At 59.4% G+C, this 22759-nt stretch carries 21 protein-coding genes and 3 tRNA genes; 10 read left to right on the forward strand and 14 right to left on the reverse strand.

From position 1 onward, the window contains the following. Positions 1-23: 23 nt before the first annotated feature. From FJV47_RS06845 to FJV47_RS06875, 7 genes are read right to left on the reverse strand one after another with little or no spacing between them, the layout of a single operon-like run. Complete coding sequence (locus FJV47_RS06845; RefSeq protein ID WP_159611375.1) at positions 24-887, reverse strand: prenyltransferase; 864 nt, start codon at positions 885-887, stop codon at positions 24-26. After that, complete coding sequence (locus tag FJV47_RS06850) at positions 884-1243, reverse strand: lycopene cyclase domain-containing protein (protein ID WP_159611377.1); 360 nt, start codon at positions 1241-1243, stop codon at positions 884-886. Before FJV47_RS06850 ends, FJV47_RS06845 begins: the two co-directional genes overlap by 4 nt. Then, complete coding sequence (locus tag FJV47_RS06855; protein ID WP_159611379.1) at positions 1233-1595, reverse strand: lycopene cyclase domain-containing protein; 363 nt, start codon at positions 1593-1595, stop codon at positions 1233-1235. Before FJV47_RS06855 ends, FJV47_RS06850 begins: the two co-directional genes overlap by 11 nt. Then, the gene (gene crtI / locus FJV47_RS06860; protein WP_159611381.1) at positions 1592-3184 is read right to left on the reverse strand and encodes a phytoene desaturase family protein; all 1593 of its coding nucleotides are present in this window, start codon (positions 3182-3184) and stop codon (positions 1592-1594) included. The genes FJV47_RS06855 and crtI overlap by 4 nt, the downstream gene beginning before the upstream one ends. Then, positions 3181-4122, reverse strand: a complete 942-nt coding sequence (locus FJV47_RS06865) for a squalene/phytoene synthase family protein (RefSeq protein ID WP_159611382.1) — start codon at positions 4120-4122, stop codon at positions 3181-3183. Before FJV47_RS06865 ends, crtI begins: the two co-directional genes overlap by 4 nt. Next, positions 4119-5228, reverse strand: a complete 1110-nt coding sequence (locus FJV47_RS06870) for a polyprenyl synthetase family protein (RefSeq protein WP_159611384.1) — start codon at positions 5226-5228, stop codon at positions 4119-4121. Before FJV47_RS06870 ends, FJV47_RS06865 begins: the two co-directional genes overlap by 4 nt. Before the next feature lie 3 nt (positions 5229-5231). Next, a complete protein-coding gene (locus FJV47_RS06875; protein WP_159611386.1) occupies positions 5232-5723 on the reverse strand; it encodes a MarR family winged helix-turn-helix transcriptional regulator in 492 nt (163 codons plus the stop codon). Positions 5724-5835: 112 nt separating this feature from the next. Between FJV47_RS06875 and FJV47_RS06880 the strand changes: the two genes are divergently transcribed. Together FJV47_RS06880 and FJV47_RS06885 are read left to right on the forward strand one after the other, a co-directional pair. After that, the gene (locus FJV47_RS06880; protein WP_159611388.1) at positions 5836-6681 is read left to right on the forward strand and encodes a TspO/MBR family protein; all 846 of its coding nucleotides are present in this window, start codon (positions 5836-5838) and stop codon (positions 6679-6681) included. Beyond that, entirely contained in the window at positions 6678-8144 is a 1467-nt protein-coding gene (locus FJV47_RS06885) for an SDR family oxidoreductase (protein WP_159611390.1), read from the forward strand. The genes FJV47_RS06880 and FJV47_RS06885 overlap by 4 nt, the downstream gene beginning before the upstream one ends. 12 nt (positions 8145-8156) lie before the next feature. On the opposite strand, the gene FJV47_RS06890 is transcribed toward FJV47_RS06885, so the two are convergent. The 5 genes from FJV47_RS06890 to FJV47_RS06910 all read right to left on the reverse strand — a co-directional run bounded on the left by FJV47_RS06890 (position 8157) and on the right by FJV47_RS06910 (position 10432). Beyond that, positions 8157-8714, reverse strand: coding sequence for a MarR family winged helix-turn-helix transcriptional regulator (locus FJV47_RS06890; protein WP_159611392.1), 558 nt, complete (start codon positions 8712-8714; stop codon positions 8157-8159). Positions 8715-8852: 138 nt separating this feature from the next. Beyond that, a tRNA-Leu gene (locus FJV47_RS06895) sits at positions 8853-8937 on the reverse strand. Positions 8938-9028: 91 nt separating this feature from the next. After that, complete coding sequence (gene bcp / locus FJV47_RS06900) at positions 9029-9520, reverse strand: thioredoxin-dependent thiol peroxidase (protein ID WP_159611394.1); 492 nt, start codon at positions 9518-9520, stop codon at positions 9029-9031. Between the two features lie 65 nt (positions 9521-9585). Next, a tRNA-Lys gene (locus FJV47_RS06905) sits at positions 9586-9658 on the reverse strand. Positions 9659-10356: 698 nt separating this feature from the next. Then, positions 10357-10432 (reverse strand) — tRNA-Lys (locus FJV47_RS06910). 173 nt (positions 10433-10605) lie between these two features. Here FJV47_RS06910 and FJV47_RS06915 point away from each other — a divergent pair. From FJV47_RS06915 to FJV47_RS06950, 8 genes are all read left to right on the forward strand, one after another. Beyond that, positions 10606-11538 (forward strand): 2-hydroxyacid dehydrogenase, encoded by a 933-nt coding sequence (locus FJV47_RS06915; protein ID WP_159611396.1) that lies wholly within the window; start codon positions 10606-10608, stop codon positions 11536-11538. A gap of 148 nt (positions 11539-11686) precedes the next feature. Continuing rightward, positions 11687-13531, forward strand: coding sequence for an ABC transporter substrate-binding protein (locus FJV47_RS06920; protein WP_159611398.1), 1845 nt, complete (start codon positions 11687-11689; stop codon positions 13529-13531). 78 nt (positions 13532-13609) lie between these two features. After that, complete coding sequence (locus FJV47_RS06925; RefSeq protein WP_200831969.1) at positions 13610-15100, forward strand: malate:quinone oxidoreductase; 1491 nt, start codon at positions 13610-13612, stop codon at positions 15098-15100. 214 nt (positions 15101-15314) lie between these two features. Then, positions 15315-16346, forward strand: coding sequence for an L-glyceraldehyde 3-phosphate reductase (gene mgrA / locus FJV47_RS06930; RefSeq protein ID WP_159611402.1), 1032 nt, complete (start codon positions 15315-15317; stop codon positions 16344-16346). A 196-nt stretch (positions 16347-16542) separates the two neighbouring features. Further along, entirely contained in the window at positions 16543-19830 is a 3288-nt protein-coding gene (locus tag FJV47_RS06935; protein ID WP_159611404.1) for an efflux RND transporter permease subunit, read from the forward strand. Positions 19831-19988: 158 nt separating this feature from the next. Next, on the forward strand, positions 19989-20432 hold the full coding sequence (locus FJV47_RS06940) for a MarR family winged helix-turn-helix transcriptional regulator (protein WP_200831970.1): 444 nt from the start codon (positions 19989-19991) through the stop codon (positions 20430-20432). 44 nt (positions 20433-20476) lie between these two features. Then, complete coding sequence (locus FJV47_RS06945) at positions 20477-20896, forward strand: organic hydroperoxide resistance protein (protein WP_159611406.1); 420 nt, start codon at positions 20477-20479, stop codon at positions 20894-20896. Beyond that, positions 20889-21308, forward strand: a complete 420-nt coding sequence (locus FJV47_RS06950; RefSeq protein WP_159611408.1) for a DoxX family membrane protein — start codon at positions 20889-20891, stop codon at positions 21306-21308. Before FJV47_RS06945 ends, FJV47_RS06950 begins: the two co-directional genes overlap by 8 nt. Positions 21309-21400: 92 nt before the next feature. On the opposite strand, the gene FJV47_RS06955 is transcribed toward FJV47_RS06950, so the two are convergent. Next, complete coding sequence (locus FJV47_RS06955) at positions 21401-22030, reverse strand: DUF305 domain-containing protein (protein WP_159611410.1); 630 nt, start codon at positions 22028-22030, stop codon at positions 21401-21403. An 87-nt stretch (positions 22031-22117) separates the two neighbouring features. Beyond that, positions 22118-22534 (reverse strand): DUF6153 family protein, encoded by a 417-nt coding sequence (locus FJV47_RS06960; protein ID WP_159611412.1) that lies wholly within the window; start codon positions 22532-22534, stop codon positions 22118-22120. Positions 22535-22759 lie beyond the last annotated feature (225 nt).

Consider the following 22759-nt stretch of genomic DNA (forward strand, 5'->3'; position numbering starts at 1 on the left):
TTGCCTCTACTTCTTGATTGTGGTTAGCCCGTGAACAAGGCGGTGGAAATGAGCAGCATGGTCAGCAGGAATCCGCACAGGTAGTTAATCCACAAAAATCTCTTCCACGCCCGGTTAACCGTACCCGACGAGTCATCGTCCACGCCCACATGCGGGAGCACATTGAGCACATAGGGCACAGCCAGCAGGCCGGCCAGCCGCGGCAGGCCCGACACGCCGAAAAAGATCATGGCTCCGGCCAGCACATAGGCGCCAAGCACCAGGAACACCGTGGGGCGCGCGCCCAGGGATGCCGCGATGGACCCGAGCTTCGCTGCGCGATCGGGGATGATGTCCTGCACTGCGCCCAAGGCATGGCTGGCCACGCCCCACAGCAGGAACGCGCCGAAAACCATCCACTGGGTCCGGTGCACGGGAGCACCGGCCAGGACCCACCCGTAGACCGCCGGGGAGACAAAGTGCACGGCGCTGGTCAGCGAATCCAGCCCGGCCCGCTCCTTGAACCGCAGGACAGGGAGGCTGTAGGCCAGCACGGCGGCCATCGAGCCCGCCAGCACCACATTGGCTGCCAGATCGCCGGCCAGCACCAGCACGGCCAGGAACGGTGCGGCCAGCACCAGGCAGGCCAGCAGGATCATTCGATGGCTCTGCCGGGCCAGCAGCGCGCCTTCGATGCCGCCCTTGCGCGGGTTGCGCAAATCGGACTCGTAGTCGAAGACGTCATTGACCCCGTACATCACCAGGTTGTAAGGGAACAAGAAGAAGAGGCTGCCCACGATGAGCATCGCATCGAGCCCGCCGCCGGCCAAGAGATAGGCGGCTGCGAAGGGATAGGCGGTATTCACCCACGACACCGGCCGCGAGGTGGCCAGAATGGCGCGAATCATGGTTGCGGGGTCCTTCCGGTTGGCTTAGCAGAACGCTGGCTGGCTGCGCGGCGGCGCTCCAGCGGCTCGGTGAGCCACCAGAGCCCCGGAACCAGGAGCACCGCGCAGGCGGCGTAGAAGAAATCCTCGATCGGCGCCAAGCCCACCCGGACCCCGGACAGCGCGTGGCTTCCATAGTCGAACAGGCCCGCGGCAATCATCAGGTTGTCGAAGACCGCGGTGAGCAGCAGCATCAGGCCCATGGCCAGCAGCATGGGCCGCGCCACGGTGCGCAGCCGCCGTCGGCTGGCCAGCAGCCCCGCCAGGAACACGAGGCTGGCCGCGGCGAGGAACCACAGGCTCATTTCAAGAAACATTGCCCGGCTCCTTGGGATTGGTGCGGCCGCCGCGGCTGGGGCGCGGGCTTCGGGCGCCGAGCCGGTGCGTGCCGGCCACGGCGATCATCGAGCAGTAGCAGAGGAAAATCAGGAAGAACACCTCTTCCAGCGGGAATTGCTCGCCCACCATGATCCCGGTCATCAGCTCGGATTCCTTGTGCACGAAAATCCCGCGTTCGATGGCCATCACATCCCAGAGCACGAAGAACCCGGTGCCCGCGGCCAAGCACAGCAGCGCCCGCAGCGGCGCAGCGAAGACGAAGAGCGTGAACCGGGCATCGAGCAATGCCATGCAGGCCAGAAGGAAAAGCAGGATGCTCAGGTAGATCATGCCCCCGCCTCCCCTTCAGAGCCGGCCAGCGGCTGCTCGCGCAGCGGGCCCGGGCCGGCGAGGCCCAGCACGGCCTTGGCCGCCAGCTCCCCGCTGATCAAGCACATGGGTACGCCGATGCCCGGGCGCACGGTGCTGCCGGCATAGTGCAGTCCCGAGACCTTGGTGCTGTGATTGCCTGGGCGCAGCATGGCGCTTTGCCCCAGCGTGTGGGCCAGCCCGAGGGCCCCGCCGCGGTAGGCCCCGTACTGCTGTTCGAAATCCGCGGGCCCGATGCTCTGGCGCACCACGATGCGCTCGCGCAGGTCTTGGATCCCGGCCCAGGCGGCGAGCTGGTCGATGGCCGCGTCGGCCACCTGTTCCACCATGCTCTCCCCGTTGCCGTCGGCACCGCCATGGCCCCATTCAGGGGCGGCCGGGGCGGGGACGAGGATGAACAGGTTCTCGCAGCCCTGTGGCGCGACGCCGGGATCCGTGGCGCTAGGCTTGCACACGTAGATGCTGGTTTCCCCCTGCAGGGCGCGCCCCTGGCGGATGCGCGCGAAATTATCGGCCCAATCACGGGTGAACAGCAGGTTGTGGTGCCGCAATTCCGGCAGTTCCCCGGTGACGCCCAAGCACACCAGGACCGCGCTGGGCCCAGGGTCCCGGCGCGCGAAGCGGCGCGCCGAATGGGTTTGCAGGCGTTCTGGGAGCAGCTGGCGATCAAGATGCTGCGCATCCGCCGCGGCGATGACATGCTGCGCCGGGGTCCGATGGCATTGGCCGTGCGCATCGATCCATTCCACCGCGGTGACCGCGGCCTGGCCCCTGGAGCTGGTCTCGATGGCGGTGGCCGTGGCGCCCAATCTGATGTCCGCCCCGTGCTGCGCCGCTAGATCGGCCATGGCATCCGCCAGCGCGGCGAACCCGCCCATCGGGTACTTGACGCCGTCGGTCAAATCCAGGTGGCTCATCAGCTGGTACAGCGCCGGGGTGCGCTCCGGGCTGGACCCGAGGAACACGGCCGGATAGCCCAGGATCTGGCGCAATTCCGTGCTCTGGAAACGCCGCGCGAGATACTTCTCCAAGCTCGATCCCAGCAGCGGCGCCAGCTGCGGGAGCCGGCGCAGGATCGCGGGCTTGAGCAGTGATCCCAGCGAGCTGAAATCATCGTACAAGAAGTGCTGGAGGGCCAGTTCATAGCCTTCGCGCCCGGTGCGCAGGTACTCGTCCAGGGCGGGCGCGCTGCCGGGTTCCAGGGTCTCGAACAACTCGCGGACCGTGGTGCCGGTGCCCACGTCCACCGGTGCCTGCCGCCCCTGGAAAAAGGTGCGGTAGCCGATGGGCAAGGAGCGCAGATCCAGTTGCTCGCTGGCGCTGGTTCCCATCAGGGAGAACCAGTGCTCGAAGACCTCCGGCATGAGGTACCACGACGGGCCGGTGTCGAATCGGAAGCCGTCGCGCTCGAGGCGTCCCGAGCGGCCCCCGACATGGTTGTGCTGCTCCAGCAGCGTGACCTTGCATCCTCGGGCCGCGAGCAGCCCTGCGCTGGCCAGTCCGGAGAATCCGGCGCCGATGACCACGACGTCCTGCGGCGCGCCGCTCATTTGCTGCCCCCTGCCTGCGTCTTGGCTTCCCTGGGTCCTGCCCAGGGCACGAGCACCCGCGCGGCGATCAGCGCCTTGCGGCCGGTGGAGACCGAGATGCGGGTGCGCAGCAGCTCCTTCGCGGGGGCCGCGGCCAGTTGGCGGTTTAGCTCCCGGAAGAGGTCATGGGCCAGGCGGACGGCACGGGCTGCCGGCGGAGCCAGCAGTTCCAGCCCGGAACGCGCGGTGGCCAGGTCGGCATCGATCTGCTGGACCAGCAGGGCCTTGTCCCCCTCGCCGAAGTCCCGCGCGTCGATGCCCGGGAAATAGGCGCGCCCCAGATCCAGGCTGTCCTGGGCCAGATCGCGCAGGAAGTTGACCTTCTGAAAGGCCGCCCCGAGACTGCGGGCCGAACGCTGGGCCTGTTCCACCTGCTCCGGGCGCAGCTCGGGGGCCGAGTCCATGGCGCGGAAGACCTGCAGGCACATCAGCCCGATGACTTCGGCCGAGCCGTAGATGTAGTGCTCCAGGCTGTGCGCGTCGTGGGTTGATGTCGTCAGGTCCGCCCGCATGGAGCAGAAGAAGGGGGTGGTCAGCTCGGTGCCGATGCCGGTGGCCCGGGCGGAGAGCGCGAAGGCATGCACCACCATGTTGGTGCTGTAGCCGCGCTGCATCGCGCGCCGGGTTTCGGCTTCCAGGTCATCCAGGCAGGCCGCGATGTCCCCGGCGTCCAGGCCGGCCTGCTGCGCCACCCCGTCCACGATTTCATCGGCGAGCCGCACCAGGGCGTAGATGTTGGCGATATGCGTGGCGCTGACCGCATCCAGCAGCCGGCAGGCCAGCGAGAAGGAAGTGGAGTACTGCTCGAGCAGCACCTTGGCGCTGCGCTGGGCGGTCAGCGAGTACCGCTGCAATGCCGGGGCTTGCGGGGCGATGCCCCGGGGCTTGATCAGGTTCATCGGCTTCGATTCAGAATCAGGTGGCTGCAGGTGCGAAGGAGCGCCTGGGCCTCATCGGGCAGATCGAGGAAGGCCACCGAGCCGGTGGCCCGCGCGCACAATTGCTCGGCAAGCTGCCGGGCGAAGCGCTCGGCCCCCTGGGCCGTCAATTCCGCGCGGATTTGCTGGGCTGGAATGCGGCCGGACCGGAACTCGGCCAGCAGCGCCGCGAACTCGGGCTGCTCGGCGGCCAGCGCCAGCAAGATGGTGCTCTTGAATTCACGCAGGTCCGATTCCACGGACTTCCCGGTGCGCATCGGATCCCCGAAGGTGCCCAGCACATCGTCGATGACCTGGTAGGCCACGCCGAGCTGGCACCCCACGGTGCCCAGGTCATCGGCCTGCGAGCTGGAAGCCCCGGCCAGCAGCGCCCCGGCCTGCAGCGGCAGCTGGAAGGAGTAGGCCGCGGTCTTCAGCTGCTCCATGCGCAGCACTTCGCTGGTGGTCGCCGGCGTGGCGCCCAGGGAGAAGAGCAGGTCCTCGAGTTCGCCGGCCCCTGCCTGCTCGATGCCCTGGAAGAAAGCCTGCTCAACTGCGGCTTCCGCGTCGGTCCCCGCGGCGGCCTTGATGGCGTGCTTGATGGCCTCATTGATCAGCAGGTCCCCGGCGATGATCGCCACCGAGTTCCCGGCATGCTCGGCCTCGGCCAGGCTCCGCCCGGCCGCCCTCGCCTGATCCCGGTAGCGCGCCGAGATGGTCGGTTCGGAACGGCGCACGAAGTCCCTGTCCACCACGTCGTCGTGGATCAGCAGGGCGGTGTGCAGCAGCTCGAAGGCGCACCCCAGGTCAATGGCCCGCGCTTCGTTGCGGCCGCCGAAAGCGCGGTAGCCGAGCATGACCAAAGCCGGGCGCATCATCTTTCCGGTGGCCAGGCCGCCGGAGATTTCCGTCCAGAGCTCGGCGGCGGTCCGCGAGTAGGCGGCTGCCCGCGCTTGCGCCTGCGCCCCGATCTGGGCCAGGCGCTGGCTGATGGCCGCGCGGGTGGGGTCGTCGATGAGCCGGGCCTCGGCGCTCTTCGGCTGGGCGTCGGCAGGTTGGCCGCGATGGCTTCGTGTGTGCGTGGTCATTGGTCACTGCTCCGGGGGCGTGGTGGGGGTGGATGTGGGGACTGCGGGCGCCGTCGCGCCGGTGGCTTCCAGCTCCCGATGGATCTGGGCCAGCAGCTGGCCCAGCGCGAGGCGGGTCGGCTCATCGAGCTGGGAGTAGAACCGGTGCAGGCCGCGCAGGAGCACCATCGAGGCGCCGGCGTTCCCGGGGAATGCGCGGCCCGGGCGCACCAGTGTCCGGCGTCGATCCGATCCGTGGTGCTCGCGCTGGACCATCTGCCTGGCCTCGAGGCGATCGAGCACCGAGGTGATCCCGGCCGAGGAAAGCCCCAGTTCCCGGGCGAGTTCGCCGGGGCTGGGCGTTTGCCGGGAGCGCAGGAGGTTCACGGCCCGCAGATCTGTATCGTTCAGGTTGAGGCTGGAACGAAAACGCACTTCACTCTGTGCATAGGCACGCTGCAGGCCCAGGAGCACCCGGAACAAATCCGAGGTTCGAAGCGGTGGTGTGTGGCGCATGATCACTTATCTCGAAAGGTTGATATTTAGCTTATCTAGATACATCATTGTTTAACTATCTCGTTTTGTCGACCCGGATTTGGAAATCTTTGAAGAACCTGTGGAGGACCCCGTGAATCGATCGCCTAACCCCGCACTATCGCCCGGCGCGCAGCGCATCGGTGATCCGCTATGGACCACCCCGTTGCTCACCGCCCTATCCCTGCTCATTGCCATCGCCGTATCCTTCATCGGCAGCGGCGCCTTCGGCGGAACCCCGGTCCAGCAAGTTGCCGGCGGCTACCTGAGCGCCGATGCGACCCTGCTGGCCCCGGCTGGGCCCGCCTTCTCCATCTGGAGCGTGGTCTATACCGGGCTTGCGGTCTATGGCGTCTACCAGCTCACCGCCCCGGGACGGCGCTCCGGCTGGGGCGCGAAACTCAGGGTTCCCGCGATGATCTCGGCTCTGCTCAACGCCGCCTGGATTTCCGTGGTCCAGCTGGGTTGGCTCGGCTTCAGCGTGATCGTCATTTTCGCGCTCGTCGCCGTCCTTGCCTGGATGATCCGCCTCATGTCCTCCGGAACCCCGGGCTCACGCACCGAGTACTGGGTGATCTGGCTGACCTTCGGGCTCTACCTCGGGTGGGTCTGCGTGGCCAGCATCGCGAACGTGGCTGCCTGGCTGCTCTCGCTGGGTGTCGGCGAAGGTGCTCGGTGGGCCCCCGCAACAGCCGTAGCGCTGCTGGTGGTTGCCGCGCTGGTGGCCATGGCCATCAGCTACTACGTCGGCAATGCCTTCGCCGCCTTGGCCATCAGCTGGGGCCTGGCCTGGATCGGCGTGAGCCGGTTGGCCGGAAGCAACCCCTCGGAGATCGTTGGCTATGCCTCGCTGGGCTGCGCGCTGGCCGCGTTGCTCGGCTCGCTGCTGATTGCGTGGCGGCGCCGAACCGCGGCCGGTACCGGAGGGAGAATTTCATGAGCCTGATCGCCGTCACCGGAGCCACCGGATACATTGGCGGGCGGCTGGTCCCCCGGCTGTTGCGCAACGGGCATCAGGTGCGGGTCTTCACCCGGGACGCACAGCGCCTTCGCGACATTCCGTGGCACGACGAGGTTGAGATCATCGAAGGCGATCTGGAAGACGCCGAGGCGGTCAACCGCCTGTGCCGCGGCGTCGCGCTGGTCTACTACCTGGTTCATTCCATGTCCGGCACGAGCAATTTTGCCGAGCAGGAAAAGAACTGCGCCGCCATCATGGCCCGGGCCGCGAAGCACCAGGGTGTGGAGCAGGTGGTGTACCTCTCGGGCCTGCACCCGCAAGGGCAGCTGAGCGAGCATCTGGCATCGCGCGTGGCCGTGGGTAAGATCCTGGCCTCGTCGGTGGACACCCTGGTGCTCCAAGCAGGACTGGTGATCGGGTCGGGATCCGCCAGCTTCGAGATGATCCGGCATCTGAGCGACGTGCTGCCGGTGATGCCGGCTCCGCGCTGGGTCACCAATCAGGTCCAGCCCATCGCCGTGCGCGACGCGCTGCACTACCTGGTCCGCGCCGCGCAGCTTAAGGGGCCGGTGCAGGGCGTCTACGATATCGGCGGCCCGAAGGCCTACAGCTATGCGCAACTGATGAAGATCTACGCCCGTTGCGCAGGCCTGCGCGAACCCTCGGTGTGGGCCCTGCCCCTGCTGACTCCGCGGCTGGCCTCGCACTGGGTGAACCTAGTCACCCCGCTGCCGCGCACCCTGGCCTCGGCTCTGGTGCAATCCCTGCAGCACGACTGCGTCATGGGCTCCCGCGAGATCGACACGCTGATTCCCCCGCCGGCGGAAGGCTTGTGCGACTACCCCAGGGCGGTGGAGCTGGCGCTGGAGAAAATCGAGGCGGACGCGGTGGAGACCACGTGGGCCACGGCCCATCCGCTGTCGGCACCAGCCGAGCCCTTGCCCTCCGACCCGCAATGGGCCGGGCGCAAGAGCTACAGCGACGTCCGCCGGGCCACCACGACGGCCAGCGCACCAGAGTTGTTCCAGGTGGTACAGCGACTCGGCGGGGACTCGCCGTATTTCGCCTTTCCCACGCTGTGGAAGTTGCGCGGGCTGCTGGACAAGCTCGCCGGAGGCGTGGGCTCTGGCCGCACGCGGCGCTCCAAGAGCACCTTGGCCCTGGGCGATGTGCTGGACTGGTGGCGCGTGGAAGCCCTCCAGCAGGACCGGTTGTTGCGATTGCGGGCTGAAATGCGCGTCCCTGGCCAGGCGTGGCTGGAGTATCGGCTGAGCCCCCAAGAGAACGGGGAGACCGAGCTGGTCCAACGCGCCGTGTATTTCCCACGCGGCCTGTGGGGACGATGCTACTGGTGGGCCGTGTATCCCTTCCACGGGATCATCTTCCCGGCCACCATCAAGAATATCGTGACGGCCGCCGAACACGATAACCAGCAGGTGTAGCCCATAGGCCCGCTACTGCCCCTGCTCCGCGGCCTGCTCCAGGCTCCCCTCCAGCGCATCAGAGGTCACCGAGAGAAAGCGGATCACGATCTCGCGCTCCTCGGCAGTCATGGAGCGGGCGACTTGGAATCGTTGCGCATGGTGCCGTCCCATTTGCTCGCGCGCGGCCAAGTGCGTCTGCTCGGTGACTTCGATGCACTGCGAACGCCGGTCGGTGGGATGCTGGCTTCGCCTGACATGGCCGTTGGCTTCAAGCCGGTCCACCATCTTGGTCACCGAGGCACTGGATATCCCCAGGTACTCGCGCAGGTCCGACGGGGTCAGCACCTTGCCCGTGTTCTTTGCGGCAATCATCTGCCGCAACGCCCGCATATCCGTCTCATTGAGTTTCATGAAACGTTGCGAACTGCGCATGATCTTGCGCTCGATTTGCCTCATGCGCCCCATTTCAGCCATAATCCGTTCGATCTGCTCGAGATCCGAGGCGCTGATGTTCCCGCGATCAATCAGGATCTGCTGCGGGTCAGATGCCGCCAGCCCGTAGGTGGTAGGCAAACGCTCTTCGGCCATGACGGTTCTCCCTTGCCGCGACGTGGGGCAGCGGTCACCGCCACTGACTAACTGTGTATTTCGATACTACGCCCACGGGCAAGCCGCGAGGCATGCAAAAACCCTGCGATCCAGCAACTGGGACCGCAGGGTTTTCTCTGGTGCGAGTAGAGAGACTTGAACTCTCACGTCCGAAGACACTGGAACCTAAATCCAGCGCGTCTACCAATTCCGCCATACTCGCTAGCGCTACACCAAGAACCGGAATCCTTGAAGGCGACCTCAATCAGTGTAGCGGAGTTTTTCACCGATGCGAAATCGGCGAGTCATCGCGACTACTTTGGGTCAATCCCCAAGTCACGACGTAGCTTTGCAACGTGACCTGTAGCACGAACATTGTACTGAGCAAGCTCCACGTTGCCCTGCTCGTCCACGACGATGGTTGAGCGAATTAGCCCCTCGTAGGTGCGGCCATAATTCTTCTTCTCGCCCCACGCAGCGTAGGCCTCAGCTACGGCATGATCCTCGTCCGAAAGCAACGGGAAGTTGAGCTCCTCGGTGGTGGCGAACTTCTCTAGCTTAGACACCTTGTCGGGCGAAATACCCAGTACCTGATACCCCAGGGACTTGAGCGACTCCAGCGAATCGCGGAAGTCACAGGCCTGCTTGGTGCAGCCTGGTGTTGATGCCGCTGGGTAGAAATAAACGATGGCCTTCTGTCCTCGGTAATCCGCGAGGCTAACTTCTTTGCCCGCTGCATCCAGCAACGTGAAGTCAGGTGCTTTATCGCCTACAGACAGTCGTGCAGTAGTTTCGGAAGTGCTCATCAGTGGACCTCTCCTCTTCGCGGTATACAAAAAATCCGACCTGATAAATCAGATCGGATCTACTGTGCGCCCCTCGGGACTTGAACCCGAAACCTAATGATTAAGAGTCATTTGCTCTGCCAATTGAGCTAGAGGCGCATATCGCTCTGACTAGTCTTTTTCAAGAAGTTGTCTTTGCAACGTAGATAATCATAAGCAGTAATAGGCTAAAAACAAAAATCGGCCAATCTGCCATGAAGAATCGAAAACGTCTAGTCAGCTATCGTTTCACGGTGAATCATCAACTTTGAGGGTAATCGACGCCACAACTTTTTGAATTGGTTTCACTCCACAAACCAATTCTAGGTCTCATCACCGACGCAACTAGACCGGCACGTACCCACTAAGAATCGTGAGTCACTTCCAAAGACTGCCGGATTCAGCAAGCCCAGCTAGATATGTGCAACCGGGCCAACGGTGGACACGTGACTATTTCTTATCAGCGGCATCCAGATATCGTTACCTGCCAGGCCATGCGACAGGGGAACCCAATTTAGCGATCCACCAAGGAATGCGTAAACGCTCCCACTGTTAATCGTAAGTTGAACGGTTGACCAGGCATCCCTCGGATACTTTGCCTCTGCCCGAATAAATCCACCCCAAATACTCAACCACACACCGTGTGAGATCAGATGGGTGACGATGCGGACAACCGCAATGTTCGGTACTCAGGTGGCAACACTGTGGTCCGCAGAACCTAGCTGAGGCGCTAGGACATCCGCAGGCACCGGTAACAACGTCCGTACACAAAGTCGTGATCAAAACAAAAAGGCCAGACCTAAGTCTGACCTTTTTAGTGGTGCGCCCCTCGGGACTTGAACCCGAAACCTAATGATTAAGAGTCATTTGCTCTGCCAATTGAGCTAGAGGCGCCCGCTGCGATGTTCTAGAAGCTTTTTGAGCTCCGCGCTTTCGCAACGAGATAAAACTTTACCAGCTTTATCCCCCAGCGCAAATTCGATAGCCCGCATCGTGCGGTGACCTTCATTACAGGATATGACTAGGGGTTACTTCCATTGCTTCCATGAGGTTTGTACAGTGAATCCATGAGTGAACAACGAACAATTTCTTTGCCCTCCCAAGATTTGATTCAGGCCGTGGGCCCGTTCCCGAAAAACCTCAAACCGGTGCTGTGGGATCTGGTCAATGCTCCTGAGGTCGAACTGGACGAGATCGAGATTGCCGTCATGCCCTACATGGCCAACCCTGGGACACTGAAGAATGTGCGTTCTGCACCCAACCTGCGCATCGTGCAGACTCAAACCACCGGTTTTGACGGCATGGTGCAACTCATTGGTGACCGCGCCAATATCAATACGGCCGCAGGAGTCCACGCGGCCGCGACTGCTGAAATGGCCATCGGGCTGGCCATTGCTTCACTACGCGGATTCCCTCAGGCAGTTCGAGATCAGCAAGATGGGCGCTGGAACCCGATGCTATGGCCAGGGCTAGCTGACCGAACAGTGGGCCTTGTTGGTGTGGGAGGAATCGGCGAAGAGATTCGCAAGCGCTTAGAACCCTTTGAAGTCAACCTGTTGCGCTTCGGAACTACTGCACGCAAAGACGAACACGGAGAGATCTTCTCCACCAAAGACTTGGCCGAACGTGCCGGCGAAATCGAAGTTTTGATCCTGATCGTTCCACTGACAGATTCCACTATGCACCTTGTTGATGCTGAACTGTTGGCCCGGTTGCCCGATGGGGCAACGGTGGTTAATGTGGCTCGTGGCCCCGTAGTGGATACGCAGGCTTTGATGGCAGAGGTTACTTCTGGACGTTTGAATGTTGCCTCAGATGTTTTTGACCCGGAGCCGCTACCGACGGATCATCCATTGTGGCAGCACCCCAATGCGTTGATCATTCCGCACAACGGTGGAAACACCGCTGCCTTCTTCCCACGCATGGTCAAGTTGCTCAAGTCCCAAATTGCCGCTTGGTCAGCTGGCGAACCCGGCGAGAATCTTGTGCACCGTAGCTAACAATTCGACGACAGTTGGCAGCCTCGGGAGTTTTGGCTCCGAAGCAGCAGCGATGGTGCGCTATCTTTGATAAATACCGTTAGTCCACCATCGTTATTGTTGTCTGCGGTATAGAACGTTGCTTGCTAAAGGAAGATGAGCCATTCCAGTGCACGAATTGCCACTAAGTTCCGTATCTCGACGCGCACTGCTGACCGGTACTTTAGCGACAACCGCGCTGGCTCTAGCAGCCTGCACTGGAAAATCTGAGACATCGGCCCAAACTTCGACCGGCGCTGCCGCCTCAAGCACACCAACTCCGCGTACCTTACGCTTGTCGGCTTCGGCTCCCCCAATCAAGATGGACCCAGCCATTGTTGCCGACAATGAGTCTTTCCGCGTCACCCGACAGGTATACGAGACCCTTGTTGATATTGACCCTGATACCGGCGGAGCAGTCCCCGGTTTGGCGCAATCATGGAATGAAAGTTCCGATGGCCTCACCTACGTCTTCACCTTGCGTGAAGGTGTGCTGTTCCACGACGGTACCGAGCTGGTTGCTTCATCGGTGATCGCAAACTTTGAACGCTGGGAAGCGCTCTCGACATCTCAGAGCGCCAGTTCCACCCAGGGGTTTTTCGACGTTTTCCATTACGACACCGACATCCCGACGCTGCCCAAGGCCGAAGACCTCGAACCAGAACCCAAGGATAAGGAAACGGCTAGCGCGGAAGAACTAGCCACCGCGCAAGAACGTGTTCAGCTGCTGGCAGAGACGCAAAAGCAATTCACCACAGATCTGTTTGCGGGCAAGTCCAAGGGCGGAACGGCTAGTTACTTCCGTTCGGTAGAAGCCACCGGAAAATATGAAGTGACCTTACGTCTGCGGCGCCGACTGCCGGAACTAATAGATGCCTTCACCCTTCCGGGCATGGCCATTGCGGCGCCCAGCGCGCTGACCGGCGGGTCTAAAGAGAATCCAGCCGAGTCCTTGTCGACCCAGCCTATGGGCACCGGCCCATACAAGTTTGTCTCTCTAGAAAAGGGCGTTGTCCGCCTGGAGATTTTCGAAAAGTACTGGGATCAGCAGCGACTCACCGGCAATAAGCACCATCCAGAAGTTGTTCTGATTTCTTCGATACCTTCCCCTTACAACCGTGAAGGTGCCTTGCTGGCAGAAGAAATCGACGGATTCGATATGGTCTCGGTAGACACCATGCGCACCTTGGTACGTAACGCCAAGGTGGTCGTTCAGCGCGATCCGTTCTCCGTGTTGTATCTAGGCATGGATCAGCGTAATAAGTGGCTGGCTAAGCCCGAGTTCCGTCAGGCCATCGCACACGCCACCAACCGCACTTCGCTGGCCGACAAGCTCTTTATCCAAGGATCCAAATATGCGGCAACGATCTTGCCGCCGGCGTTGAGTGTTCCCAACCCCGAGGATACGCCAAATCATGATCAGTCCAAGGCCAAGGCGCTACTGGATCAGATCAACTACAAAGGTGAGGAAATTGAGTTCGCCTACCCACTGCGGGTATCGCGTAACTACCTGCCACTTCCGGAACGTACTTTTGCGCAGATCGCTGAAGATCTCGCCCAAGTTGGTATCCGCATCAAGCCTCGACCCATCGCGTGGACCGACGGCTATGTGAAAACGGTGCAGTCCAGTAAGTTCAATGGACTTCACCTGCTCGGGTTCTCCGGCGCCTATCGTTCGGCGGATGACTTCCTTACCGGCATCTTGGCCAATAAAGCTAATGAGTTCGGCTACACCTCGGCGTTACTTGACTCACAGATCATGCTGGCTCGTTCCATCCCATCGGGTGAAGAACGCACCGCTGCCTACGCCACGATCATGAAGATGCTGAACGAAGATTTGCCACTGTTGCCACTGGTTTTCCCGATCTCGGCCTTGGCATTCAACGGAAATGTCACCTTCTATCCTCCATCGCCGATGCTCAACGAGTGCTACGCCGATGTCCAGATGTCCAATTCGCCAGCCCTGGGTAGTTAATAATCATTAACCCAGTTAAGGATTTCTAACCCAAGGGTAGATAGGTCTACTCTGGGATAGAGCAAAGTATCACTGTCGATGGAGATCCTCGTGCCTTCTGAAACGTCAACCGAATCTTTTGACGTAGTACTAATCGGTGCCGGCATTATGAGTGCCACCCTTGGCACCATGATCAACCAGCTGGAACCAACCTGGTCTATTGGTCTATTTGAAAACCTGGACAAGGCGGGGCTGGAGTCTTCCTCCCCTTGGAACAACGCTGGTACCGGCCACTCGGCCCTGTGCGAGTTGAACTACACGGCAGCTGCTGCTGATGGTTCGGTTGACCCGACCAAGGCAATTGGCATCAACGAGCAGTTCCAGCTTTCCCGCCAGTTCTTCTCCTGGGCAGTGGACAACAAGCGCGTTGCTGACAACAGCTTCATCAACCCACTTCCTCATATGTCGTTTGTTATCGGCGAGGACCACTCAAAGTACCTGCAGACTCGCTATGAGGCATTGAAGCCCAACGCGCTGTTCGAGGAACTGGAAATCACCAACGAACTAGACACCATCAATGAGTGGACTCCACTGGTTGCTGCCGGTCGGGATGCCTCACAGAAGGTTGCCGCTTCGCGCGTCACCTCTGGTACCGACGTTGATTTCGGTCGCCTCACCGCGGATCTGACCAACTCACTGAGCGCTGCTGGCGCTTCGGTGAACTACGGTCACAAGGTTCAGAACCTCAAGCGCTCCGGTGCTGGCTGGGAACTGACCATCAAGGACAAGGCGTCTGGCGCGGTGAAGAACGTCAAGGCAAAGTTCGTCTTTGTTGGCGCAGGCGGCGGCGCACTGCCACTGCTTCAGAAGTCGGGCATTGATGAGATCAAGGGCTTCGGTGGCTTCCCAGTTTCCGGTCAGTTCTTGCGTTGCACCGACGAGAGCATCGTGAACCAGCACAACGCTAAGGTTTACGGCCAGGCTTCGGTGGGCGCTCCTCCGATGTCGGTTCCTCACTTGGACACCCGTTTTGTTGATGGCAAGCGTTCGCTGATGTTCGGCCCCTACGCTGGCTTCTCGATGAACTTCCTGAAGTCCACCGGTCAGTTGGATCTTCCACTGTCCCTGCGTCCACACAACCTCATTCCAATGCTGGCAGTTGGCAAGGACAACTTGGACCTGACCACTTACCTGATCAAGGAAGTTCTCAAGTCCCGCTCCAAGAAGGACGAGGCACTCACCGAGTACTTCCCAGGCGCCGATGGTTCCAAGTGGGAACTGATCACCGCTGGTCAGCGCGTTCAGGTCATCAAGAAGGATGCCAAGAAGGGTGGTGTACTTCAGTTCGGAACCGAGGTCATCACTTCCTCGGACGGCTCCATCTCCGGTCTGCTCGGCGCTTCGCCAGGCGCTTCGACCGCCACGCCAATTATGGTTGGCCTGCTCTCACGCTGCTTCCCTAAGCAGTTCGCAGGCTGGGAGTCGAAGCTGAAGGACATGATTCCTTCCTACGGTCAGAAGCTGAACGAAAACCCAGCACTCTACGCTGAGGTTAAGGCCGCTACCGATAAGACTCTGGGACTGGCCTAGTCCCAAGAAGTTCAAAGACCCGTCCACTATTTAGTGGACGGGTCTTTGGCGTATGTTGACGAAGTCCAGTTCATCAGCCGATCAATCTTGTGCGCCACGACTCATTAGAGGACGTATGTTCTTTCCAGTTCGAGGGCATTAACTGTATTCTCGAAAATGTTGTCTATCTCATACTCATTGTTCTGAGTTCCCCGCGCCATGCTGAAAGGCACCGATGACCTACACCGCAGCGGAAAACCGCTATGAATCCATGCCCTACCGCCGCGTTGGACGTAGCGGCCTAAAACTTCCTGTCATTTCCCTTGGGCTGTGGCATAACTTTGGCGATGACAAGCGCTTCGATGAGCAACGCGATATTTTGCGCCGTGCCTTCGACCTTGGCGTGACCCACTTTGACCTAGCCAATAACTACGGCCCACCGGATGGCACCGCCGAGACCAACTTCGGCCGCCATTTGGCACAAGACTTCAAGCAGTACCGCGATGAACTGGTGATCTCTTCCAAAGCTGGGCACCGCATGTGGCCTGGCCCATATGGCGATGGAGGTTCACGAAAGTATTTGCTTTCCAGCCTTGATGCCTCGCTGGAGCGCATGGGCTTGGATTACGTAGATGTCTTCTACAGCCACCGCCCAGATCCAGAAACCCCGATGGAAGAAACCATGGGTGCATTGGATCAGGCGGTGCGTTCAGGTAAGGCGCTCTACGCCGGCATTTCTTCGTACTCGCCAGAACAAACTATTCAGGCTGCCGCGATTCTCAAAGAGCTGGGCACTCCCCTACTGATTCACCAGCCAAGCTATTCTATGTTCAACCGCTGGACTGAAGCAGGCCAACCTAATCTCTTCCAAGCTTTGGAGCACGTTGGTGCTGGTTCCATTGCTTTCTCACCGTTGTCGCAGGGACTGCTGACCAATCGTTACTTGAACGGGATCCCAGAGAACTCGCGGGCAACCAAGGGACGCTTCCTCTCGGAATCCAACATCACCGACGATATCTTGAACCGTATCCGCGGACTGAATGATATTGCAGCTACCCGCGGGCAGACTCTGGCTCAGATGGCCATTGCCTGGCTACTGCGCGATCAGCCACTAGGAACCCCGGTGACCTCAGCACTGGTTGGCGCTTCTAGCGTCAAGCAGCTGGAAGACTCGTTGGCTGCGGTGAATAACCTTGCTTTCTCAACCGAAGAACTCTCGGAGATCGACAAGTTTGCGGCCGAATCAGGTGGCGACGTTCGGGCCTAGTACCAGTCTTAGATTTCAACTAATTTGGGCCAAGAACCCCGACGGACTTTTGTCCGCCGGGGTTCATTTCCATCTGTACTCCTCGCGGATGATCTTTGTCGATTTGGCACCCTTTTGGACAGTTGCACAGCACCAACAAACTAGAATTTATAGCAAGCTCACTTCCGTACTGCGACCTTGCTAGGACTACACCCGCATGCAACGCTTGGCCACCTTATCTCTGAAGAACCGAGCGCTCATTGCGCTGATTACGGTCTTCGCCGCCGTCTTTGGTGTGATCTCGATGGGATCACTCAAACAAGAACTCATTCCTTCTATGGAATTCCCGCAGATTTCCGTCATGGCTACGCAAACCGGGTCCAGCCCGGACGTGATTGATGAACAAGTCGCGGCACCACTAGAAACCGCTTTGCAGGCAGTTGAAGGCCTAGAATCCTCCAGCGCTACGTCTCAAGCCGGCTTCACACGCATCGCGCTGACCTTCGCCTACGGCACCGATATGGACCGAGCTCGCTCTCAAGTGGACCGTGCCATTTCCAATGCCAAGTCGCAGCTTCCCGATGACGTTGAGCCAACCGCCTTGGCTGGTTCCATCGCGGACTTACCCGTATTGATGCTGGCGGTTTCTTCAGATGAGTCTTTGGAATCACTGAACGATGACGTCAAGCGCATCGCCCTGCCGAAGTTGCAGAAGATTGATGGCGTGCGCGAAGCCTCGGTCTCTGGTGGCGCAACGCAGCACATTGCCATCCTGCCGAAAAATGCTGAGATGACCAGTGCGGGGTTGAGTGTCTCGGATTTGAAAGACAGCATTGAAAATGCCGGCTCTCCACTTCCCGTGGGCAACATGTCTGTAGATGGTCTGCAGCTACCGGTAATCGCTGGTTCCACGCCCGATAATTTGGATGCCATCAAGGACATCCCGCTGGTAAGCGATAAAGGTCCCGTACTACTCAAGGACGTTGCTGACGTTTCGGTCAAGGCTGATGAAGCCACCAGCGTCACCCGCACCAATGGTGCAGAGACACTGTCTATCTCGGTGACTAAGACACCAGATGGCGATACGGTTGCAATCTCGCACGCCGTGGCAGAGATGGTGGAAGATCTTCAGTCGGAGTTGGGCCATAAGGCCACCATCACCACCGTCTTTGATCAGGCACCGTTCATTGAAGACTCGATTAGCCATCTGGCCATCGAGGGCGCACTCGGTCTGGGCTTTGCCGTCATTATTATCCTGATCTTCCTCTTCTCAGTACGTTCAACCCTGGTCACGGCGATCTCCATCCCACTCTCGCTGATGGTGACTTTCATAGGGATGAACGTCTTCGGTTACACCCTGAACATGCTGACCTTGGGCGCGCTAACCATCTCCATTGGCCGCGTCGTGGATGACTCGATTGTGGTCATCGAAAATATCAAACGACACCTGGCCTTTGGTGAGTCCAAGGGACAATCCATCTTGTTGGCGGTCAAGGAAGTTGCTGGCGCTATTACCGCGGCAACACTGACCACCGTGGCAGTCTTCCTACCGATTGCCATGGTGGGCGGTATGGCCGGGGAGCTGTTCAGTCCCTTCGCATTGACCATGACCATTGCTCTGTTGGCCTCCTTGTTGGTCTCGCTGACCATCGTGCCGGTCTTGGCTTATTGGTTCTTACCGCACCGTCCAGGTTCAGCCAAGGCACGCACGGTGCACGTGGCCGAAGACAAGTCGTGGATGCAGCGCGCTTACCAGCCGGTGCTCACTTCCACCCAGAAGCACCCCGTCATCACCCTGCTCGCCTCGGTGCTGATCTTGGCCGGCACCGTCGCCATGACTCCGTTGCTCAACACCAATCTGCTTGGCTCCACCGGCGAAAACTCGATCACCGTGAAAGCCACGATGCCTTCGGGTACCGCGCTGAATACGACCACCACTGAAGCGAAGAAGATCGAATCGAAGCTCAGTGATATCGATGGTGTAGAAGACGTTCAAATGACCGTTGGTACCGCCAGCGGCATGGCAGCGATGTTTGCTTCAGGCTCTGAAATCGCGAACTTCACGGTGATTACCGATAAAGACGCGGATCAGGAAAAGCTGACCAACACCGTCCGCGAACAAGTTCAGGGTCTTGACCTATCCAAGGACATGACCGTTAGCTATGGTTCCAACTCCTCGGCGATGACTTCCAGCGATGTCACCGTTGAGATCAAGGCGCCAAACGAGTCCAGCCTGCGCGAGGCAACTGACAAGATGCGCGATGCGCTCAAGGATACGGCGCACGTCACCGACATCACCGATAACCTTTCGGCCGAACGCGAGCAGGTATCGATTGACATTGATGCTAAGAAGGCTGCTGCCGCGGGTCTGACCGAAACTCAGTTGGCTGGCATGGTTGCAGGCCAGGTCTCCCCTGTTCCTGCTGGCAAGTTACGTCTGGACTATACGGATCTGACCGTTCAGATTGGACAGGGACAGAAGCTTGATAGCCTGCAGAAGCTGCGCGACTTGCAGATCCCTACCGCCACCGGGCCTAAGAAGCTCCAGGACCTGGCCAAGGTAGACCGCACCAAGGTGGTCCAGCAGGTCACGACCTCTAACGGTGAACGTATCGCCACGGTGACGTTGACTCCTGAAGAAAACATGTTGGGTCAGGTTTCCACGGAGGTTAGCAAGAAGCTTGGTTCGGTGGATCTTCCCGAAGGTGCTAGCGCTGAAATTGGTGGCGCCGCCACCGAGCAGGCAGACTCCTTCAACCAGCTGTATCTGGCTCTCTTGGCCGCCATCGCTATCGTGTACGTCATCATGGTGGCTACCTTCAAGTCGCTGATTCAACCGCTGGTACTTCTGGTATCCATTCCGTTTGCAGCCACCGGTGCGATTGGTCTGTTGCTGATCTCCGGCATCCCCTTGGGCTTGCCTTCCTTGATCGGTATGTTGATGCTGGTGGGCATTGTGGTCACGAATGCAATTGTGCTGATCGACTTGATCAACCAATACCGTTTGCCGTCAGCTGAGCGCGAAGCTATGAGCTTGGAGGACGCCATCATGCACGGTGCTCGCCAACGTTTGCGTCCGATCCTCATGACGGCCTTGGCAACGATCTTTGCATTGATTCCAATGGGTCTTGGTTTGACCGGTCAGTCCGGTTTCATTTCCCAGCCACTGGCTGTGGTGGTCATTGGTGGTTTGGTCACCTCGACCTTACTCACCCTCATCTTGGTTCCTGTGCTCTACCGCCTGGTGGAATCGCGTAAGGAAAAGCGTGAGGCGCGTCGTGCCAAACGCAAGCACTCCGCGAATCAGCAGACTGATTCCGCTGATCTTGCTCAAGCTATGAACGCAGCGAGCGCCAAAATTAGCGCTCCAGAACAGAAGGCCGATGAGGCTTCCTCCGATGATCAGCTCATCCATCCGATGACCGGCCAGATCCCGACCACGCGTCGCGAGCGTCGAGACATTGAACAGATGATCAACAAGTCCACCAAGGACACCGAAGAGTAATCTGCGTCAGAGAGACGGCGGGCCGAACACCTATTTTGAGGTGTTCGGCCCGCCGTTTGTTTGTTTCCAAGGGAATGGTGGCGAAGAGTCAAAGGCCGTGCAACAGCTCACTCTAGATTTAAGTTGCGCACAATTGAATTGCGTGCAATGATTATGACATGGCGATAGTTGATGAGATGGTTTGCTTCTCCCTGTACTCGGCAACCCGGGCAACCACCAGGGCTTACACCGATCTGCTGGCTCCGTGGAAGCTGACCTACACCCAGTATCTGGTTCTAGTGATCCTATGGAACGAAGGATCACAGCCGGTACGTCAGATCGGTGAGATGCTCCAGCTTGATTCGGGAACGCTTTCCCCACTCCTACGTCGTCTGGAAAGCAAAGAACTTATCGACCGCCAGCGCAGCGAAACCGATACTCGCGTCGTGAATGTTGTACTGACCGAGCCAGGCGAGTCGTTGCGCAAAGAACTGGCACATATCCCTGAACAAATAGCTTGCGGCACCGGACTTCCCGACATCGCAAGCGCCCAAGCTTTAGTGAGCTCATTGCATCGAATTACCGATTCCATGCAACAGCTCCCACTGACGGACAGCAAATAACTTACTGCCCATCACGCACGTTATCCCTTACGAAAGGCAGCATCATGGAAACCTTGTACACCGCAGAAGCATTGTCCACCGGTCAGGGCCGCGAAGGTCGGGCACAGACCCCAGACGGTCGCCTCGACCTGGTCTTGACCGCACCAAAGGAACTTGGCGGCAGCGGAACCGGCACCAACCCGGAACAACTTTTTGCAGCTGGTTACTCGGCTTGCTTCCACTCGGCGCTGAACACCGTGGCACGAGCTCGCAAGATCAAGGTTGAGGACTCCAGCGTAGGCGGCCGCGTGAACCTGCACCGTGATGGTGAAGGCTACAAGCTGTCTGTTGAACTCGAAGTCATCATCCCTGGCATGGAGCACGAAGCAGCACAGGAACTAGCTGACGCTGCGCACTCTGTATGCCCATACTCGAACGCAACTCGCGGAAACATTGATGTGACCGTCACCGTTTCAGATGACTAATCAACTGAGCAAGCCGCGCCACGCGGCAAGACTCCTTCTTGGATCATTCCTCACCTATGCAGGGGTCAGTCACCTGTCTTTCGGGCGCAAGGAGTTCCAAGCCCAGGTACCTAACGGCTTGCCGCTAGACCCAGACCTAGTCGTCATTCTTTCCGGAGTGGCAGAGGTTGGACTTGGCGTCTCACTGCTCACCCTGCTCAAGAAGCGTGTTCACGTCGGTTGGATCGTTGCATTGTTCTTTGTTGCTGTCTTCCCAGGCAACATTGCCCAGTTGCTTGATCACCGAGACGCATTTGGCTTGGACACCGACGGTAAACGCCTAGCTCGTTTGTTCTTCCAGCCCGTGCTGGTTGCCTTGGCCTTGTGGAGCACCGCAGCTTGGCGCGATCGCGCACAGCTTCGTGACAAGTAAGCAATCGCCCTTTCCCAAGAACGGATCAGGGATGGCAGTCTCATAACTGCCACCCCTGATCCATCTGTTCGTTCTAGATCCCTGTCGCCGACCTAGAGGGTGGCAAGTAGATCTTTCATCTGCTCAATCTCGTCCGTTTGTGAGGCCACGATGTCTTTGGACATCTTGATTGCCTCAGGACTGGACCCGTCCGCAATTTCCGTTTTCGCCATCTCCACCGCACCTTCATGATGCTTGATCATCTGTGACAAAAACAGCTTGGAACCATGCACGCCATCCGCTGACTTCAATTCCGAGATTTCCTGTTCCGGAATCATTGCCCCAGAATGATCCATGCCGCCATGATCCATGCCGCCATGATCCATCCCTGAGGACATACCCCACTGACTCAGCCAGGTTTCCATCTGTTTAATTTCCGGAGCTTGGGCCGCCTTGATCTCCTCGGCTAGCTCGCGCACCTTCGGATCCACACCGTCCTTATCCAGGACGTATTCAGACATCTGCAGCGCTTGCTCGTGATGGGCTTTCATTCCTGACGCAAAGTTCATGTCCGCTTCATTGGCCTCATTCGATTCATCGGTTGCCGTGGATGATTCGTGCATTTCAGCATGGGATGTTGGCGAACTTGCCGGGGAGGTTTGAGCCGAATTATCAGCGCACGCAGCCACGCTCAGCAGTGTACTCAACGCGAGGGCGCTGAAGTAGAGGGACCTGTTCTTCATGATGTTCTCCTGCATATGGGTAAAAAGAGTCTTGTGCCTTGATGGCACGGAACATGATGCAAGGCAGGACTAACGCCTGCCAGCAGATCACGTTCGACTAATCCCCAGTGCAATCAGATCTGGCCTGTCTCTAAAGACCTTCGACACCCAAATAAGAGGAAGCGCAGTGCACCGAGCAACACCGGGTTGTACCCGCAATGCGCGAGGTGGCCGCACCAGGAGCAAGATCGCCAATAAAGCCAGCACACAGCCGACAGCGCTCATGTCATGCTTCATTGGGCAATCAGCACAACCTTGTGAATCGCCCTGAGACGCACCATTGTGGAGCGGAGCTAATTCGTGGTGCTCACCGCCGGCCATGTGATGACTCGCGGTAGCGCTAGAGGCCACTGGTGTCGAGGCGGGATGAGCCATTGCATGCATGCCGAGTAGGCCGAGGAAAACCATGGCCACCATGAGCGTCAGGCGCAACAAGGCCAGCGGCGGAACACGCTTCTGGCTCATTGACTGTGAACTGACGCTGGACTGCATATTCCCCACGATAGCCAACACTCTCCAGCGACACGAAATATGAATCTCGCCGTGGTGGGTATTCGCAAGCAGAGCGGCGACAATCATTCAAGTGAGCCCCTGCATCACATTGCGCAGTGTCCTACACCACAACACACAATGGGGAATAAGTTTCTGCTCAGGTTGTTATTACATGCATACGCATATAACTTTAAGGCC

It is taken from the genome of Glutamicibacter sp. JC586 (assembly GCF_009805585.1).
Lineage (GTDB): Bacteria > Actinomycetota > Actinomycetes > Actinomycetales > Micrococcaceae > Glutamicibacter.

Coding starts and splice junctions, on each gene's coding strand:
- FJV47_RS06885 (WP_159611390.1), top strand. CDS start 6,678: ATGAGCCTGATCGCCGTCACCGGAGCCACCGGATACATTGGCGGGCGG.
- FJV47_RS06935 (WP_159611404.1), top strand. CDS start 16,543: ATGCAACGCTTGGCCACCTTATCTCTGAAGAACCGAGCGCTCATTGCG.
- FJV47_RS06915 (WP_159611396.1), top strand. CDS start 10,606: ATGAGTGAACAACGAACAATTTCTTTGCCCTCCCAAGATTTGATTCAG.
- FJV47_RS06955 (WP_159611410.1), bottom strand. CDS start 22,030: ATGAAGAACAGGTCCCTCTACTTCAGCGCCCTCGCGTTGAGTACACTG.
- FJV47_RS06850 (WP_159611377.1), bottom strand. CDS start 1,243: ATGTTTCTTGAAATGAGCCTGTGGTTCCTCGCCGCGGCCAGCCTCGTG.
- FJV47_RS06940 (WP_200831970.1), top strand. CDS start 19,989: ATGGCGATAGTTGATGAGATGGTTTGCTTCTCCCTGTACTCGGCAACC.
- crtI (WP_159611381.1), bottom strand. CDS start 3,184: ATGAGCGGCGCGCCGCAGGACGTCGTGGTCATCGGCGCCGGATTCTCC.
- FJV47_RS06945 (WP_159611406.1), top strand. CDS start 20,477: ATGGAAACCTTGTACACCGCAGAAGCATTGTCCACCGGTCAGGGCCGC.
- FJV47_RS06865 (WP_159611382.1), bottom strand. CDS start 4,122: ATGAACCTGATCAAGCCCCGGGGCATCGCCCCGCAAGCCCCGGCATTG.
- FJV47_RS06960 (WP_159611412.1), bottom strand. CDS start 22,534: ATGAGCCAGAAGCGTGTTCCGCCGCTGGCCTTGTTGCGCCTGACGCTC.
- FJV47_RS06950 (WP_159611408.1), top strand. CDS start 20,889: ATGACTAATCAACTGAGCAAGCCGCGCCACGCGGCAAGACTCCTTCTT.
- mgrA (WP_159611402.1), top strand. CDS start 15,315: ATGACCTACACCGCAGCGGAAAACCGCTATGAATCCATGCCCTACCGC.
- FJV47_RS06845 (WP_159611375.1), bottom strand. CDS start 887: ATGATTCGCGCCATTCTGGCCACCTCGCGGCCGGTGTCGTGGGTGAAT.
- FJV47_RS06875 (WP_159611386.1), bottom strand. CDS start 5,723: ATGCGCCACACACCACCGCTTCGAACCTCGGATTTGTTCCGGGTGCTC.
- bcp (WP_159611394.1), bottom strand. CDS start 9,520: ATGAGCACTTCCGAAACTACTGCACGACTGTCTGTAGGCGATAAAGCA.
- FJV47_RS06855 (WP_159611379.1), bottom strand. CDS start 1,595: ATGATCTACCTGAGCATCCTGCTTTTCCTTCTGGCCTGCATGGCATTG.
- FJV47_RS06890 (WP_159611392.1), bottom strand. CDS start 8,714: ATGGCCGAAGAGCGTTTGCCTACCACCTACGGGCTGGCGGCATCTGAC.
- FJV47_RS06870 (WP_159611384.1), bottom strand. CDS start 5,228: ATGACCACGCACACACGAAGCCATCGCGGCCAACCTGCCGACGCCCAG.
- FJV47_RS06925 (WP_200831969.1), top strand. CDS start 13,610: ATGGAGATCCTCGTGCCTTCTGAAACGTCAACCGAATCTTTTGACGTA.